Here is a 15693-nt window from a genome sequence, read left to right on the forward strand (position 1 = left end):
ATATCGGCCCGTGGTTAAAGTCACTTTCCAACGTAGAGATTGCAGCACTTGACGCACTTTTCATTGAAAAGAATGAACGGGTCTACTTCAAGTGCCCTGTCCGTAAGTAGGACATTCTTGCCAAGCCCGAAGAATGCGTGCGTCAGTTTTGGCTTCATACGCTGCAAGCAAAATATGGCTACCCGCTGGAACGATTGGCAGTCGAATACCCAATCACGTTTGGGCGCGATAGTTCAAAGCGAGCCGATATCGTTATCTTCGATGCACACCGCCCAACGGTTCCGTACGTCGTAGCTGAGATTAAGCAAGGCAAGGCGAAAGACGGGAAAGAACAACTTCGATCATACACACACGCGACGGGCGCACCATTGGCGCTTTGGAGTAACGGACCAGATAGCAAAACCTGGAACCGCAAGAACCCGAATTACCTGCAAGAAATCCCCCACTTGCCCACAGCAACGCAAGATATCGAAGATATCATCAATGAGCCGTGGACGCTCAAGACGCTGGAGGACAAAGAGAACGAACGGGCCTTGTCGTCGGCGGGCAACGAGGCTTTGCGGGAAAAGATCGTAGACCTTGAAGACGAAGTTCTGGCAAACGCTGGCGTTGACGTGTTCGAAGAAGTCTTCAAACTTGTCTTCACGAAGCTGTATGATGAAATGTCCTGCCACCAAGGCCGCTATCCGTATTTGCGGTTTCGTAACAGCAATACGGCGTCAAAGCTGAAAGAGAATATCCAAAATCTGTTCGATGCAGCCAAGGAAGAATGGCCGGGTGTCTTTTCTGACGATGAACGTATCAAACTTTCGCAGGATCATCTTCAAGTGTGCGTGGGTTCACTGGAAGAATGGAAAATTTTCAATTCGAACCTAGACGTCGTAGACGACGCGTTTGAATACCTAGTTTCTAAATCGGCCAAGGGTGAAAAGGGACAGTATTTCACGCCACGCTGGGTTATCGACATGTGCGTTAAAATGCTGAACCCACAGGAACCCGAAACCGTCATTGATACGGCCTGCGGGTCTGCGGGTTTCACGGTCCATTCCATGTTCCATGTGTGGGGAGAAATCCTAGAAGACTTGGGCTTGCCCCGGTCGAACCTTTTCACCGCCGAGCGCAAGCCGCAGCGTTGCCTAGACTACGTGTCGAACAAGGTCTTCGCGCTGGACTTCGACGAAAAGAGTGTGCGTGTATCGCGCTGCCTAAACCTCATTGCAGGCGACGGACAAACCAACGTCCTGCATATGAACACGCTTGATTGGCAAAAATGGGACACGGCCTTGAGGTCGTCCACGCCCTTGCGGGCGATGTCGCGCTTGGCGCGGTCGATCAGGTTGATCGTCGCGCCGATTGCTGAGGGCAGCATCAGGATGATGCTGGAGATGCCGACGGCGATGGTGAATGGATCTGCATGCGTAGGTTTGCCATCTGAAGACGGTACTTCTTGCGGTTCCGGCTGGCCAAGGTCCGTGAACAGTCGTCGCGCCTGATCGGTTGAAGTGGCGATGTCTTTGCCGACAATCTCGATTTTCTTGGGCATCCCTTTCCGAAATCATCGCGATCAGTTCATCACAAAGAGCCAGGTCCCCGGCATTTCTAAGGCCTCTCGGGCCTTCCCCAGAACGGCAAGGGCCTCGTCGGTCTACCCTGCCATGGCAAGGACCTGTCCGAGCAGCGCGCCGATACCGCCTATGAAGTCGACTCGGCCGACCTCCATGACGGTCCCGAAAGCCTCGGCCAGTTCACCGTAGATCACCTGCAATTCTGCGGCCGGATGTGGGCCTCATAAAATGAAATAAAATTGCGCCCAACCAGGCCGAAGCGGCGTATATCGGTATGCGCGCAACAGATCCGACAAGGCCTGTTGTGCGCTCACATACATCGAAATGCCCGTGCGCACAGGGTGTGGTAAAACTGGACCGAACAGCGCGGGCTGGAACCGGCATTACCTCACGGTTTAAGAGATAGGATTTTGCGCGCGTCAGCCGGTGTGGCGACGGGGCGTTCGTATTTTTCACACAGTTCTACCGTGCGGCGCACCAATGCCGCATTCGAGGGAGCCAGAGTGTTTCTGTCCAATCGGATATTATCTTCAAGCCCTGTGCGGCAATGGCCGCCTTCTGCGATGCACCATTCGTTTAACGTGATTTGATGTTGCCCGAGCCCCGCGGCGCACCAATCGGCGTCAGGGGCCAGTCGCCGGACCGTCTTAATGTAAAAATCGAACACTTCGCGATCCACTGGCATGGCATTTTTCACCCCCATCACGAACTGGATATACAGCCTCCCGGGAATGCGCCCGTCGCGATTCATGGCTGCCGCATGAAAGATATGGCCAAGATCGAATGCCTCGATTTCGGGCTTGATGTCATATTTGAGCATTTCCCCGGCCAGCCAGTCGATCAGGACCGGCGGGTTTTCATAGACCCGGCCCGGAAAGTTATTCGATCCGGTCGTCAATGACGCCATGTCCGGGCGCAGCGACAGCATCGCGCCGCGTGCCTCGCCCAGCCCGGTGCGCCCGCCGGTCGAAAACTGGATGATCATGCCGGGGCAATGCTTTTCCAGCCCCTCTTTGAGGCGCGCAAATTTTTCTGGGTCGGATGATGGCGTCTCGTCCTCATTGCGCACATGGCAATGCGCGATAGTGGCGCCTGCCTCAAATGCTTCTTGGGCGGATTCGACTTCCTCTTCAATGCTGATCGGAACCGACGGGTTATCGGCCTTTTTGGCGACCGCCCCGTTGAGAGCGACACAGATTATGCAAGGTTTTGACATGTGGGATGTCCTTCGCAGATGATTGCGCGAGTCGGCCTTTTCCGGGCCGACATTTAGTTCAGGCTGGATCTATCATAAAGATCATCTGGCCGAATTCGACCAGTTGGGCATCGTCTACACCGATCTGCGTTATCGTCCCGGCCATTTCGGAATGGACCGTGGTAAACAGTTTCATCACCTCGATCACACAAATTGGATCGCCGACATTTACCTTGCTGCCGATTTCGACAAAGGGCGGATCATCTGGCGAGGGCGCGCGATAGAATGTTCCCACCATGGGCGCCCCGATAAAACCGTCACCACCTGTTGAACTGGCTTTCGGGGGCGATGCCGGTGGGGATGCTGCTGGCTGCGCCACCGCGCCGGATGCAGGTGCGCCCGACGGGACGGGATGTGGAGAAGGCCCACCCGTTGAAGCCGCGCCGCCGCCGCGCCGCACGACCAGTTTTATCCCCTCGGCTTCAAGTATGACTTCGTCACAGGAGGAAGAATCGATCAGGCTAAGGATCTCGCCGACGTCACTGTACTTTAACATTGTTCATTATCCTTGTTTGTCTCATGAGGTTCCGGGGCGTCGGAGGCGTGCGTGCTCCAGGTGGCTGAAATTTTTCCCGCGGCATGGGTCAGTAGGTTCACATGCTCGACCGCTTTGCCGACCGACATCCGTGCAAGGGGGGCAGAGGCCGCAATGGCGGCACAGACATTGCCTCGTGCGTCATAGACCGGAACCGCGATGCAGATGACGCCGGCGAGAAATTCTTGGTTGTCCAGTGAATAACCCTGGGTGCGGATTCCAGTAAATTCCGCTTCTAGTTGTTCCGGGTCGGTCATTGTGTGCGGCGTATAAGCATGAAGTGGGGTGACATTCAGCAGATGGTCGCGTCGTCGTTTGGGCATATAAGCCAGCAATAGCTTACCCATTGAAGTGCAATAGGTCGGCACCCGCGATCCGATTTCGAAGCGCAACCCCAAGGGCCACGCTGCCTCGACCCGGTCAACATAAACAAGCGCTCCGCTCGAGATCAGCCCAAAGTTGACCGTCTCGCCAGTTTCGGCGGAAACCTGTTCAAGAATTGCGCGCCGTGGCGCATTGCGCATCCCGGACTTTACCACGTTCAGCCCGAAGTTAAGCAACCGGGGGCCGGGTACATAGCCGCGCGATCCCGCCTCGGGCATTAGCAAGCCATCCGCGTCCAGCTGATGCACGATCCGGTGCATGGTTCCCTTGGGCACATCCAACAGAACAGCCAGGTCCGATACGGTGAGTGGGCGTTCAGATGTGGCTATGCATTCCATCACCGCGAACACTCGTTGGGTGGCGGATATGCGCGTAGGTGTAATGGATTCTGGGTCTGCCTTCACAAAATACTCCTGCATTTTTGCACTGAGATAAAAGTTCAAATTATTAAACATCGGAACAAATAGTTTTACAACATGAAAAAACGCTTTTCACATTGGATGTTTTCTGTAACCCTTCAGCCGGAGACATCATCAGAATGGATTCGATGTGAGGGGACAGTTTTGAAAAAGGTTCTAATTGCAAACAGAGGCGAAATCGCGCTCCGTGCGGTTCATGCGTGTCGTGCGTTGGGGATGCAGTCCGTCGCGATCTATTCGACGGCTGATGCGTCTGCGCCGCATGTTTGGGCCGCAACCGAATCGGTTTGCATTGGTCCTGCGCCCAGTTCGAAAAGCTATCTTTGTGCCGATGCGTTACTGCATGTGGCGCTCGCGAGGGGCTGTGATGCGATTTATCCAGGTTATGGCTTTCTGTCGGAAAGTGCTGATTTCGCAGAGCGTTGCTCGCAGGAGGGATTGATATTTGTCGGTCCCGACGCAGAGACAATCCGGACCATGGGCGACAAGGCGGCAGCGCGACGCTCGGCGATCGAGCTGGATGTGCCGGTCGTGCCGGGCTCTAGGCAGGCATTTAATGATGTCCATGAGGCAACAGGCGCAATTGCCGAAATCGGCTTTCCGATCCTGATCAAGGCCAGCGCTGGCGGCGGCGGACGCGGTATGCGCATCGCAGAGAATGCGGAGACATTTAGCAGTCTTTTCGGGCAGGCTAGCCGAGAGGCCGAGCAGGCCTTTGGCGATGCCGCCGTCTATCTCGAACGTCTAGTGGCGAATGTGCGCCACATCGAAGTGCAGGTGTTCGGCGACGGTAAGGGCCATGCCGTCCACTTGGGTGAGCGCGATTGCACGATGCAGCGCCGCCATCAAAAGCTGATAGAGGAAGCTCCCTCGCCGGTTCTGAGTAGCGATGAACGTGCAGCGTTACATGCCAGCGCTGTGCGCCTTGCCAAAGGGGTGAAATATCGTGGTGCGGGAACGGTTGAATATATCTTTGATCCGGCCACACGCGAATTCTTTTTTATTGAGATGAACACGCGCATTCAGGTTGAGCATCCGGTTACGGAGATGCTGGTAGGTGAGGATCTGATCGTCGAACAATTCCGCATCGCGCGCGGCGATGCCATATCAGTCTCACCACCACGTGACGGGGCGGGACATGCCATCGAATTCCGCATCAACGCCGAGGATAGTGACAATGATTTCAGGCCCTCACCGGGACGTATCACCGGTTGGGTGGTCCCGCGCGGCCCCGGTGTCCGGGTTGATGGCTTTGTCGCGGCTGGCAGCACCATCGCGCCGTTCTATGATTCGATGGTGGCCAAGCTGATCGTGCATGGCGCGGATCGTGAGCAGGCGCTGGCGCGGGCGCGCTGCGCACTGGCGGCTTTCCGGGTCGAGGGCATCAAGACCACCATCGGTCTGCACAAGCAACTGATCGCGCATGATGATGTTCGCACAAGCGAGATCCATACCAAATGGGTCGAAGAGAGTTTTCTGCCTAATCTCGACAGGAGCGTCGCATGACCCGCCAAATTCGTTTGATTGACGTCACTCTACGCGATGCACACCAATGTCTGTGGGCCACACGTATGACCACCGGCATGATGCAAGAGATCGCCCCGCGCCTTGATCGTGCAGGGTTCGAGGCTATTGACCTGGTCGGTGGTGCGGTTTTTGATGTAATGGTGCGCTATCTCAAGGAAGACCCGTGGGAGCGGATGCGCATTCTCAACCGCTGGATCACCAAGACACCGCTCATAATCCACACGCGCGGTCAAAGCCTGTTCACTTTCGAATTCTTTCCCGACGATATTGTCGAGCTGGCGGCCGAGAGGTTTGCCGCCAACGGGATGCGCTATCACACGCCTTATGACCCGCTGAATGACATGCGCAATCTGGAGATCCCGATCAAGTCGGCCAAACGGCACGGACTGCATGTGGTGGGCGGGCTGGTCTACACGTTTAGCCCGGTGCATACGGATACGTATTTCGCAAGCAAGGCCAAGGAACTTCTGGCGCTTGGTGTGGATGGCATTTTTCTCAAGGACGCCAGCGGCCTGTTGCGCCCCGAACGGATCGCTACATTGGTGCCCGCCTTGAAAAAGGTGATGGGGGAAGTGCCGCTTCAAATCCATACCCACTGCAACTCCGGTTTGGCGCCATATGTGGTGTTGCAGGCGGTCGAACATGGCGTCGAGGTGGTGCATACTGCCACTTCGACTCTAGCCAATGGCGTAAGCCATAGTCCAACCGAACTGGTGACGCGCAACCTGCGGCGGCGTGGATATGATGTAGGGATCGATCTTGGCGCGATCGAAGAGGTGGCCGAACAACTCGCCTTTATCGCCAAGGCTGAGGGCAAGCCCATTGGCCAACCGCAGGAATATGACGAATTCCATTTTCACCACCAATGTGCCGGTGGGATGGTTTCAAACCTTGCTTATCAGCTTGAAACGATGGGTCTCAAAGAGCGCTTGAATGAGATATTGGAAGAGGCGGGGCACGTGCGCCGCGAACTTGGTTATCCGATCGTGGTTAGCCCTTTTGCACAATATATCATCACTCAATCCATTCTCAACGTGATGGGGCGCGATCAAGGTAAACCGCGCTATGAGACGGTGCCGAATGAGGTGCGCCTTTATGTTAAGGGCGGCTATGGCGAGATCGCAGGTGAAATCGACCCAAATTTATATGACAAGATCACCCGTGGCGCCGAACCAATCACTGAGCGTCCCGGCGCTTTGATGGCTCCTGCGATTAAACGCCTACGTGATAGCCGTGGTCCGTTTCACAGTGATGACGATCTGCTGCTTGCCGCCTTCTATGATGACAAAACCTATCGCGAGCTAAAGGACGCTGGACCGATCATCACCGACTATACGCTGGGGCGCACACCGTTGATCACCTTGATCAAGGGGATCAGCGAACGTCAGGACATCACCAGCTTTCACTTTATCCAGAAAAACGTACCGGCAAAGGAAAAGGCATGAGTGCACAGCCCGACACATCAAAAGTGGTCGCCGCGCTGGTGGAGCGCGCACGCGCGGCGATGGTGACCTATGACAACACCAATCAGGATAGGGTCGATGATGCGGTCACAGCGCTGGCATGGTCGATCTATCAGCCGGGAAACGCCCGCGATCTGGCGGAAATGGCGGTCGAGGATACCGGTCTGGGCAATGTCGATTCAAAGGTGATCAAGAACACCCGCAAAACATTCGGCACCCTGCGCGATCTGATGCGTGTGCGCTCAGTCGGGGTGATTGATGAGAACCCGGCGCGTGGCATGGTGAAATACGGTAAGCCGGTCGGCGTAGTAGCGGCGGTTTGCCCATCAACCAACCCGTCGGCAACCGCAGTTAACAAGGCGATGATGGCGCTCAAGGGGGGCAATGCGGTGATTATCGCACCCTCACCGGCAGGGGCTAAAACCACGGCGCGCACAGTCGAGTTGATGCGCGCCGAACTGGACCGCGCCGGCCACCCCGAGGATCTGGTCCAGATCCTGCCGCTCCCCGTTTCCAAGGAGCTGACGACCGAATTGATTTCGCGCGCCGATCTTGCCGTGGTTACAGGCAGCCAAAACAACGTAAAACGCGCGATGCAGTCGGGCACGGTTGCCATCGGGGTTGGTGCGGGCAATGTGCCGGTCATCATCGACGAAAGCGCGGATCTGAGTGCCGCTGCACGCATGATCCAGCAATCAAAATGCTTTGACAATGCCACCTCCTGTTCGTCGGAAAACTCGGTCGTCATTCTGGATTCTATCTATGATGCCGCCATAGCGGCACTTGAGGACGCGGGAGCCTGGCGCTGTACGGCGGATCAACGCGATCAGGTGCGCGCGCAACTGTGGCAGAATGGCGTACTGAATCGGGCGGTCATAGCCAAGGATCCGAGCGTTTTGGCCCATGTCTTTGACCTTCCCGAGGCAGCAAAGCGCGCCCGATTTTTTCTTGTTGAAGAGGACAGTGTCGACGGCGCTCATAGCTTTGCTGATGAAAAGCTGTCGCTCGTGCTAACGGTCTATCGCGCCTTGGATTGGGAACATGCCAAACACATCGTTCATGACGTTCTTGAGGTCTGCGGCAAGGGGCACTCGGTCGGCATTCACACGCAGGATGCCAGCCATGCGCGTGATCTGGCCGCAACCAGCGACGTGGTGCGCGTTCTGGTCAATCAGCCCCATACCTTAGGCAACGGCGGCAGCTTTGAAAACGCGCTGCCGTTCACGCTGTCGATGGGATGCGGTACATGGGCCGGGAACACCATCGACGAAAACTTGAACTGGCGGCATTTCGTCAACATCACCCACCTTGTTACCACGATCGCCGAAGACAAACCAGACGAGTCCGATCTGTTCGGTCAGTACTGGGCGCGACATGGCAAATAACACCCGAAATAGTTTGCTGTATCGTCCAGAAAATGGCTCTGATGACGAAGTGCGCCGACCTTTGAAGCGATTGCTCAACTCCTACAAGTACAGGATCGCAAGCCTGGATGGGCGGGAGTGAGACAGTGACAGCCCCCCGCATTAGCCTGCCGTTTCAGAACCACAGCAAAGGTCGCGGCCATGTCTGATCTAATGGCAGCAAACCTGATCGTTGTCGTCGCCGCGCTGTCGCAGGCTTGCACCGGGTTCGGGTTTTCGGTGATGGCGACGCCATTTCTGTTGTTGGTCTTTGCTGCCTCGGACGCGATCCAGATCAATATCATCCTGTCGATTCTGATTTCGGCGGTTCTTCTGCCCAAGCTGATAGCGGATGTTGATTGGGGGCTGTGCAAGAAATTGGTATTGGGCAGTCTTCTGGGCGCCCCGGTAGGATTGCTGATCTTTCTCGTCGCCAACGCGGATTATCTGCGCGCGGCCATCGGGGGCATTTTGCTGACGCTGACTTTCCTGATCATTCTGAGGTTTCGCATTGTGCGCACCGGAATGCGGGACATGATCATTGGCGGGCTTTCAGGCATTCTTACCGGGGGGCTTGGGATGCCGGGACCGCCCTTGCTGGTTTATTCTGCAGGCACGGGTATGGCGCCGCGTGCGCTGCGCAGCACATCGCTGGTTTTTTTCCTGTTTATCTATTCGTTGATCCTGATCTTGCAAATCCTAGCCGGATCGGCGGCGGGCGCGACATTCACCACTGCGCTTTACCTGACGCCGGCGGCGGCGGTTGGCGTGATGGCCGGTCAATGGCTGTTCCGGCGGATTAATCCTGCGGTGTTCATGGCGCTGATCTACGCGCTCATGTTGGTGACGGGTGCATATCTGGTCGGGTCGACGCTCATGTCAGATTAACGACACTACCGAATAAACTCATGTAACGGGAGGAATAATCATGAGAGTACTGTCAAGTTTTTTCACAAGGATCGCTGAGCGATATTTGCCGGACGCATTCGTTTTCGTCTTTCTACTGAGCGCGCTGACCTTCTTGCTTGGGATGGCTCAAGGCTATGGGCCAACGGCGGTGGCCGAGTTTTGGGGCAACGGGTTTTTCAAAATCCTGACCTTTACCGCACAATCCACGCTGGTTCTGGCGACGGGGTTCGCGCTGGCGCATACGCCGTTTGTGCATAATGCGCTGGTGGCTTTTGCGAATATCCCGAAAAACGAGGTGCAGGTCATCATTTTGACGACGTTAGTCATGATGGCGTGCAGCCTGTTTTCATGGGGATTCGGCTTGGTAGCAGGGGCAATTGTGGCGCGGCAGATGGGGATCGTGCATCGTGGCCGGATTCACTATCCGCTGGTCGTTGCCGCGACCTATTCGGGTTTCCTGGTCTGGCATGGCGGTTATAGCGGGGCGATCCCGACCATCATCGCAACACCCGGTCACTTCCTGGAGGATCAAATGGGCGTCGTCCCGGTCGCCGACACGTTGTTGTCTCCGACCAACTTGGTTATCATTCTGGCCTTGGCCATTTTCATCCCGATCGTCAATGTGATGATGCGTCCCAAGGCCGATGGCGTACGTCAAAGCATTCCCGATGCGGCCGGGGAACTGGACAATGATTTTGAACCATCCGCCGCCCCGAGCACCGAATCCGCCAGCGGAAATCATCCCACAGGGCCGAGTGGGCAGGGCGCCTCGTCCCCGGCCGAGCGCATGGAGACAAGCCGACTTGTCACTCTGTTCTTGGGGGCTTTGGCAGCGCTTTACCTGTTGTCGTATTTCATCGGTGGTGGGGCAGTCACGCTCAACACCGTGATTCTCAGCTTTTTTGCTCTGGGTCTGATCCTGACGCCCAATGCGCGCGCCTACAGTAGGACGTTTCAGGGCGGAGCCAAGGCAGCTTATGGCATCATCCTTCAGTTCCCGTTTTACGGCGGTATCATGGGAATGATGGTCGGCACCGGCCTCGCCGCGGCACTGGCCAGTGGCTTTGTGTCGATATCGACCGCGCATACCCTGCCGTTCTGGTCGTTCCTTGGGGCTGGTCTGGTCAATATTTTTGTTCCGTCTGGCGGCGGGCAATGGGCCGTTCAGGGACCGATCATGATCACCGCTGCCAATGAACTCGGGGCGAACATGCCTCGCGTTGCGATGGCGGTCGCATGGGGCGAAGCATGGACGAACATGATTCAGCCGTTCTGGACCCTGCCGATGTTGGCCATCGCGGGTTTGGGTATTCGCGACATCATGGGATACACGGCGGCGGTGCTGTTGGTCAGCGGTGTGTTGATCGGTGGTATCCTGCTTATCATGTGACGAAAATCACGGGGTCCCGGTACTGCCGGTGCCCCGACGGCAATACAACAATGGATCGGCATAAGTGATATGGATGACATCACCCGGCTGTCCGCGCAAGATTTGGCACGCCTCATTCGCACGCGCGAGATCAGTTGCAGGGAGGTTGTAGAAACATTCCTTGCCAAGATCGAAACCCATGATCGCGACATCAACGCGTTCTGTACCATCAGCGCCGATCTGGCACTGATGGCGGCGGATGATCTGGATCGTAGTTTTGGTCCGGATCAATTGGGCTCGCGCCCGCTCTTCGGACTGCCCATCGCCTTGAAGGATCTGACCCCCACTGCCGGGATCAGAACGACACGCGGTTCGCGATTGTTTGAGCATTGGATCCCGGACGCAGATGCCGACCTTGTGCGGCGCCTGAAACAAAAGGGCGCCATCGTCATCGGCAAGACTAACACCCCGGAATTCGGCCACAAGGCGGTGACCGACAATGCCATTTTCGGGTCCACGTCAAACCCTTGGGACATCAGCCGTGTCGCAGGAGGATCGAGCGGCGGATCAGCTGCAGCGGTGGTGGCGGGTCTAGTGCCTTTTGCAGAGGGCAGTGACGGCGCAGGCTCACTCAGGATTCCGGCAAGCCTGTGTGGCGCGGTAGGATTTAAGCCGACATTCGGACGCGTACCGGATGTCGCGCAGAGCTTCTTCAGCCACTCGCCGTTTTTGCACAACGGCCCGATTGCCAGAACAGTTGGTGACGCGGCATTGCTCTATCGGGCGATGGCGGGGCCTGAGGGTAGATCAATGTATTCCGTGCCCGACGTGGCGGCGGATGCACTCTGGTGCAAGACCCCGCTGAGCAATGTGAAGCTCGCCTTTTGCGCCACGCTTGGCCTATTTCCGGTCCGCAAGGATGTGCTGGCCGCGACCAAAGCCGCAGCCGGGATTTTCCAATCGCTCGGCTGTCATGTCGAGGAGTTTGACCTTGTTTTGCCCGACGAGACCGAGGCCATTTTCATGGATCTGTGGTGCGCCAAACTGGCCGGGCTTTACGGAGATTTGGCCCCGCGCGAGTTTGCGCTATTGGACCCGGTCGTGCAGGGTTTGATCGAACAGGGGCGGGCGTTGACGATGATGCGTCTCGGCCAGGCGACCAAGATCCGCGACAAGGTCTGGCAGGAGATGTACCGCATGTTTGCCAGTTTCGATGCCCTGATCTGTCCGACCACTGCGGTGACGGCCTTCCACCAGAAGGATGGACCACCGAGCGACATTGATGGGCACAGGATCGACCCGTTGCTGGGTTGGGTTCTGACCTATCCGTTCAACCTGACGGGGCACCCCGTTATTTCGGTGCCCTGCGGGAGGGGGGAGGAGAGGATGCCAGTCGGACTTCAGATCGTCGGGCGACGGTTCGAGGATGACCTTGTACTTGATCTGGCTGAGAAATTAGAGGCCGCTCGCCCATGGCCGCAGATTGCCGAGATGCATAAGACCTGAAAGCGGCGCGCTGGTTGACCGCTCGGACTGACGCCAAGATCAAAATCTCTATGGATGGGCGATCCAGTAAGGCCGAACGCACTCTTGCCGACGCTTGATCGTTGATCTGAAAGAAAAATTAAGTCAACGTCCGAAAAGTCCGGTGATCTCAACAGGTGGAGGCAACACTTTAATCTTTAGGAAGAGATGGAGTGTTTCAAATGAAGTATCGGCGCAGGATTTATTATTCAACTGAGCAGCGCGCGGAAATCTGGGGTCGTTGGCAACGAGGCGCACAAACAAGTGTCACACGAGACGATTTATCGAAGCCTTTATATTCAAGCGCGCGGCGTGCTGAAGAAGGAATTGCTTGAGCATTTGCTCGCCAAACGCACGGTCCGCCGCTCCAGACACGCAAGCCTCAAACGCAATGGTCACGGTCAAATCAAAGATGCTGTATCGATCAGTGAAAGGCCCGCGGAGGTCGAGGGTCGTGCTGTACCAGGGCACTGGGAAGAGCATTCGAAATACGTCATGAGCTTTTCGAGTTCATCGAGAGAAAGACGGCGAGACCGACTGCCGCTTTTCTTGATAAATTGCAGCTTTCTGCAGATTTTCAATGCCTTGCGCATTTCACTTTCTTTCAAATCGGCATTGTAGGCGGTCGACGCCACAAAAAAAACAGCTGATAGATGCATCATGTAGTTGCCAACGGTCTGAGCTTTGCGCCCTTTCTTGAGAGAACGGGCAAGTTCCACTAAAATGGTGGCATCGATATCACTGCAAGCTTTCCTAGCGATATCCATCTTTTTGAAGGCGCCCAAGCATTGCGCCTTGGTCTTGCCGATGTTCGCGCCAAAGTCGGTGACATACTGTGTGATGACTTCCTCCAGAGTTTTCTCTCGCTGCCGTAGTTGCGGCAGACGTGTGCCATTGAGGAGATCTTTTTCGGTCTTCTTCAGCCAGGTGTCAGCCGCCTGCTTCCGATCAAATGTCTGGCACATGCTGTAAACTGTTTTACCCGCCTTCTTTTTGCGGATCTGCGCCGTATAGCCTGTCGTGCCATCAGCACGTTTTCGTTCGATGATAATGCCCATCACTCGATCCTCTACTTTCCTTAAGGTGTCCTGGGCAGTAGATCGGACCGATTGTTTTGAGACGGAAACGCCAGCCTTGGCGTGAACCCAAGCACAGTTGCATTCGTGTTCCTCGGGCGTCAGATTGCACAATCTTTGCCACCCGATTTGCTGTATTTGTGCGTTCTCGAAGACCGTGATAGAACGGCGAAAAATGGGACTACATGTCATCCAAGTCGGCCTACATTGTAGTCCCGGCTGTCGAAATAACCGCCAATCGCCCCCAATTGACGCGAATCGGCATGTTGCTGGTTGAAAATGAATTCAATGAAAACAAATACTTCCAGCATATCCAACGCTGCGCGCCTCTCTATTGCCCCGATGATGGATTGGACAGATCGGCATTGCCGGTATCTGCACCGGCAATTGTCGGGGCGGGCGTTGCTTTATACCGAGATGGTGACGGCGCCGGCCTTGGTGCGTGGGGGCGCCTTGCATTTGCTCGATCACGCCCCCGAAGAGCATCCCGTGGCGTTGCAGCTTGGCGGATCGGACCCGAAGGAGCTTGCGCAGGCGGCGCGGCTTGGGTTTGAGGCCGGGTACGATGAGATCAACCTCAATGTCGGCTGTCCGAGTGATCGGGTGCAATCGGGCACATTCGGGGCCGTATTGATGAAAAATCCGGGCCTGGTGGCCGAGTGTTGCGCCGCGATGATCGCCGCGCAACCTGTGGAAGTAACTGTGAAATGTCGGATCGGGGTGGATGATCAGGAGCCGCGCGACGTGCTGCCCGAGTTCCTGGCGCGGGTGGCCAGCGCCGGGGTCGGGCGCTTTAGCATCCATGCGCGCAAGGCCTGGCTTCAGGGGTTGAGCCCCAAGGAAAACCGCGACATCCCGCCGCTGGATTACGAGCTTGTGCAACAGATGCGGGGGCTGTTTCCGGCGCTGCATCTGTCGGTCAATGGCGGGGTCACGACGCTGGATCAGGTCGAGGCCTTTCTTGAGGCGGGCCTGGACGGTGTGATGGTCGGGCGCGCGGCCTATCATCAGCCGGTGGATGTTCTGGCCGCGGCCGACCGGCGCATCTTTGGCGGGACCGGCCCGGATGCCACGGCAGAAGGCGCGGTGCGCGCCATGCTGCCCTATATCGAGGCGCATGTGACGGCAGGGGGGCGGCTCAACCAGATCACCCGGCATATGCTCGGCCTGTTCGCGGGACGCCCGGGCGCGCGCGCGTGGCGGCGCATGCTCTCGGAGGGGGCGCATCGGCCCGCTGCGGGGCCGGCTTTGCTGGAACATGCCCTGGCCGAAATCGAACTGGCGTCACATGCTGGGGCGACGTAACCTGTGGCCAACCTGTTGGCGGTTGTTAGGGAAAATGGCGATGGTTTTGATCACCACAGCCCGCACCGGAACGCTTGCGCAGGGGATGGCTGGCACGGCTTTGACGCGAGGGTCGACTTTTCCCATGTTTTTGACGGTGACTCAGCGGCGCAAGGGGCCTGAGTGGTGAAGGCGTTTCTCGATAAGGGCTGGGCGGTTTTTGCGCCAGAGCCGCGCGTTCTGGCCTGGGCCGAATGCGCGCGGGCGGCGGCTTTGGCGCGGATCAATGACCCCGAGGAGGCGGCCAAAAGCCTGCAATGCGAGGGCACATGGTTTGTCGGGGTGGATTGCCTGCCCAATGATGCGACCGGGGCGGTGGCCCAAAGCGGGCCATTGACCGGCGCGGGGTATGGCGTGGCGCGCGGCCTTTACGGGGCATTGCCGCTCCACCAGGCGCAGGTTTCGGTGATCTACCCCGGCTATCCCCGGCCACGTGCAGGCGAAAGCGAGGCGGCGTTTCGCTATCGCCTTGTGCGAGATGCGGCGCATGTTGACGGGCTTTTGGCGATCGGTCCCGAGCGCCATCGGATGCTGCGCGAGCGTCACGCCTATATTCTAGGTATTTCGCTGACCGAATGCGCGCCCGAGGCCAGCCCGCTCGTGGTCTGGGAGGGCAGCCACCACATCATGAGCCGGGCGTTTGCCGAGGCTCTCAAGGGGGTGGCGCCGCAGGACTGGGGCGCTATTGACCTGACCGGGATTTATCAGGCGACACGCCGCGAGGTGTTTGAAACCTGCCTGCGCGTGGCCCTGCCGATGGCGGTCGGGGGTGTTTGTCTTGTCCATCGCATAGCGCTGCACGGTGTGGCCCCTTGGGGTGCCAAAGCGCTCGCCCCGCCAGAGGGCCGGATGATCGCCTATTTCCGTCCTGAATTTGGCGATGAGTCGCTCGCCGATTGGCTGGCGCTACCTTAAGAATC

The 15693-nt window shown here is 57.1% G+C and carries 13 protein-coding genes and 1 pseudogene; 10 read left to right on the plus strand and 4 right to left on the minus strand.

Features of this window, described 5'->3' with window-relative positions:
• The first annotated feature begins 137 nt into the window (after positions 1-137).
• Positions 138-1493, plus strand: a complete 1356-nt coding sequence (locus BMZ91_RS10125) for a type I restriction-modification system subunit M (protein ID WP_218145658.1) — start codon at positions 138-140, stop codon at positions 1491-1493.
• A 460-nt stretch (positions 1494-1953) separates the two neighbouring features.
• On the opposite strand, the gene BMZ91_RS10130 is transcribed toward BMZ91_RS10125, so the two are convergent.
• The 3 genes from BMZ91_RS10130 to BMZ91_RS10140 are packed head-to-tail and all read right to left on the minus strand — an operon-like array spanning position 1954 to position 4182.
• Complete coding sequence (locus BMZ91_RS10130; protein ID WP_092838022.1) at positions 1954-2781, minus strand: 3-oxoadipate:acetyl-CoA acetyltransferase; 828 nt, start codon at positions 2779-2781, stop codon at positions 1954-1956.
• 58 nt (positions 2782-2839) lie between these two features.
• Positions 2840-3316 carry an acetyl-CoA carboxylase biotin carboxyl carrier protein gene (gene accB, locus BMZ91_RS10135; RefSeq protein ID WP_092838025.1) on the minus strand — a complete coding sequence of 159 codons (477 nt, stop codon included), beginning with the start codon at positions 3314-3316 and terminating at the stop codon, positions 2840-2842.
• Positions 3310-4182: an IclR family transcriptional regulator gene (locus BMZ91_RS10140; RefSeq protein ID WP_177193837.1), complete on the minus strand. Its 873-nt coding sequence runs from the start codon at positions 4180-4182 to the stop codon at positions 3310-3312. The genes accB and BMZ91_RS10140 overlap by 7 nt, the downstream gene beginning before the upstream one ends.
• Positions 4183-4215: 33 nt before the next feature.
• Here BMZ91_RS10140 and BMZ91_RS10145 point away from each other — a divergent pair, with 33 nt between their 5' ends.
• From BMZ91_RS10145 to BMZ91_RS10175, 7 genes and pseudogenes are all read left to right on the plus strand, one after another.
• A complete protein-coding gene (locus tag BMZ91_RS10145) occupies positions 4216-5664 on the plus strand; it encodes an acetyl-CoA carboxylase biotin carboxylase subunit (RefSeq protein ID WP_245736303.1) in 1449 nt (482 codons plus the stop codon).
• Positions 5661-7130, plus strand: a complete 1470-nt coding sequence (locus BMZ91_RS10150) for a pyruvate carboxylase subunit B (RefSeq protein WP_092838031.1) — start codon at positions 5661-5663, stop codon at positions 7128-7130. Before BMZ91_RS10145 ends, BMZ91_RS10150 begins: the two co-directional genes overlap by 4 nt.
• Positions 7127-8533 (plus strand): acylating sulfoacetaldehyde dehydrogenase, encoded by a 1407-nt coding sequence (gene sauS / locus BMZ91_RS10155; protein ID WP_092838034.1) that lies wholly within the window; start codon positions 7127-7129, stop codon positions 8531-8533. The genes BMZ91_RS10150 and sauS overlap by 4 nt, the downstream gene beginning before the upstream one ends.
• Positions 8534-8713: 180 nt before the next feature.
• Complete coding sequence (locus BMZ91_RS10160; protein ID WP_092838037.1) at positions 8714-9439, plus strand: sulfite exporter TauE/SafE family protein; 726 nt, start codon at positions 8714-8716, stop codon at positions 9437-9439.
• A 40-nt stretch (positions 9440-9479) separates the two neighbouring features.
• Positions 9480-10850, plus strand: a complete 1371-nt coding sequence (locus BMZ91_RS10165) for a short-chain fatty acid transporter (protein WP_092838040.1) — start codon at positions 9480-9482, stop codon at positions 10848-10850.
• A 69-nt stretch (positions 10851-10919) separates the two neighbouring features.
• Positions 10920-12335, plus strand: a complete 1416-nt coding sequence (locus tag BMZ91_RS10170; protein ID WP_092838043.1) for an amidase — start codon at positions 10920-10922, stop codon at positions 12333-12335.
• A gap of 279 nt (positions 12336-12614) precedes the next feature.
• Positions 12615-12830, plus strand: a pseudogene (locus BMZ91_RS10175) (IS30 family transposase); the annotation flags it as partial.
• Here BMZ91_RS10175 and BMZ91_RS21435 read toward each other — a convergent pair.
• Entirely contained in the window at positions 12755-13411 is a 657-nt protein-coding gene (locus BMZ91_RS21435) for a hypothetical protein (RefSeq protein WP_177193833.1), read from the minus strand. The pseudogene BMZ91_RS10175 and the gene BMZ91_RS21435 overlap by 76 nt on opposite strands.
• Before the next feature lie 306 nt (positions 13412-13717).
• Between BMZ91_RS21435 and dusA the strand changes: the two genes are divergently transcribed.
• A complete protein-coding gene (gene dusA, locus BMZ91_RS10185) occupies positions 13718-14734 on the plus strand; it encodes a tRNA dihydrouridine(20/20a) synthase DusA (RefSeq protein WP_092838049.1) in 1017 nt (338 codons plus the stop codon).
• 162 nt (positions 14735-14896) lie between these two features.
• Positions 14897-15688 carry a hypothetical protein gene (locus BMZ91_RS10190; protein WP_092838052.1) on the plus strand — a complete coding sequence of 264 codons (792 nt, stop codon included), beginning with the start codon at positions 14897-14899 and terminating at the stop codon, positions 15686-15688.
• Positions 15689-15693: the final 5 nt, after the last annotated feature.

It is taken from the genome of Roseovarius lutimaris, from assembly GCF_900115165.1.
Lineage (GTDB): Bacteria > Pseudomonadota > Alphaproteobacteria > Rhodobacterales > Rhodobacteraceae > Roseovarius > Roseovarius lutimaris.

Coding starts and splice junctions, on each gene's coding strand:
- BMZ91_RS10150 (WP_092838031.1), top strand. CDS start 5,661: ATGACCCGCCAAATTCGTTTGATTGACGTCACTCTACGCGATGCACAC.
- dusA (WP_092838049.1), top strand. CDS start 13,718: ATGAAAACAAATACTTCCAGCATATCCAACGCTGCGCGCCTCTCTATT.
- BMZ91_RS21435 (WP_177193833.1), bottom strand. CDS start 13,411: ATGGGCATTATCATCGAACGAAAACGTGCTGATGGCACGACAGGCTAT.
- accB (WP_092838025.1), bottom strand. CDS start 3,316: ATGTTAAAGTACAGTGACGTCGGCGAGATCCTTAGCCTGATCGATTCT.
- BMZ91_RS10145 (WP_245736303.1), top strand. CDS start 4,216: ATGAAAAAACGCTTTTCACATTGGATGTTTTCTGTAACCCTTCAGCCG.
- BMZ91_RS10160 (WP_092838037.1), top strand. CDS start 8,714: ATGTCTGATCTAATGGCAGCAAACCTGATCGTTGTCGTCGCCGCGCTG.
- BMZ91_RS10170 (WP_092838043.1), top strand. CDS start 10,920: ATGGATGACATCACCCGGCTGTCCGCGCAAGATTTGGCACGCCTCATT.
- BMZ91_RS10130 (WP_092838022.1), bottom strand. CDS start 2,781: ATGTCAAAACCTTGCATAATCTGTGTCGCTCTCAACGGGGCGGTCGCC.
- sauS (WP_092838034.1), top strand. CDS start 7,127: ATGAGTGCACAGCCCGACACATCAAAAGTGGTCGCCGCGCTGGTGGAG.
- BMZ91_RS10165 (WP_092838040.1), top strand. CDS start 9,480: ATGAGAGTACTGTCAAGTTTTTTCACAAGGATCGCTGAGCGATATTTG.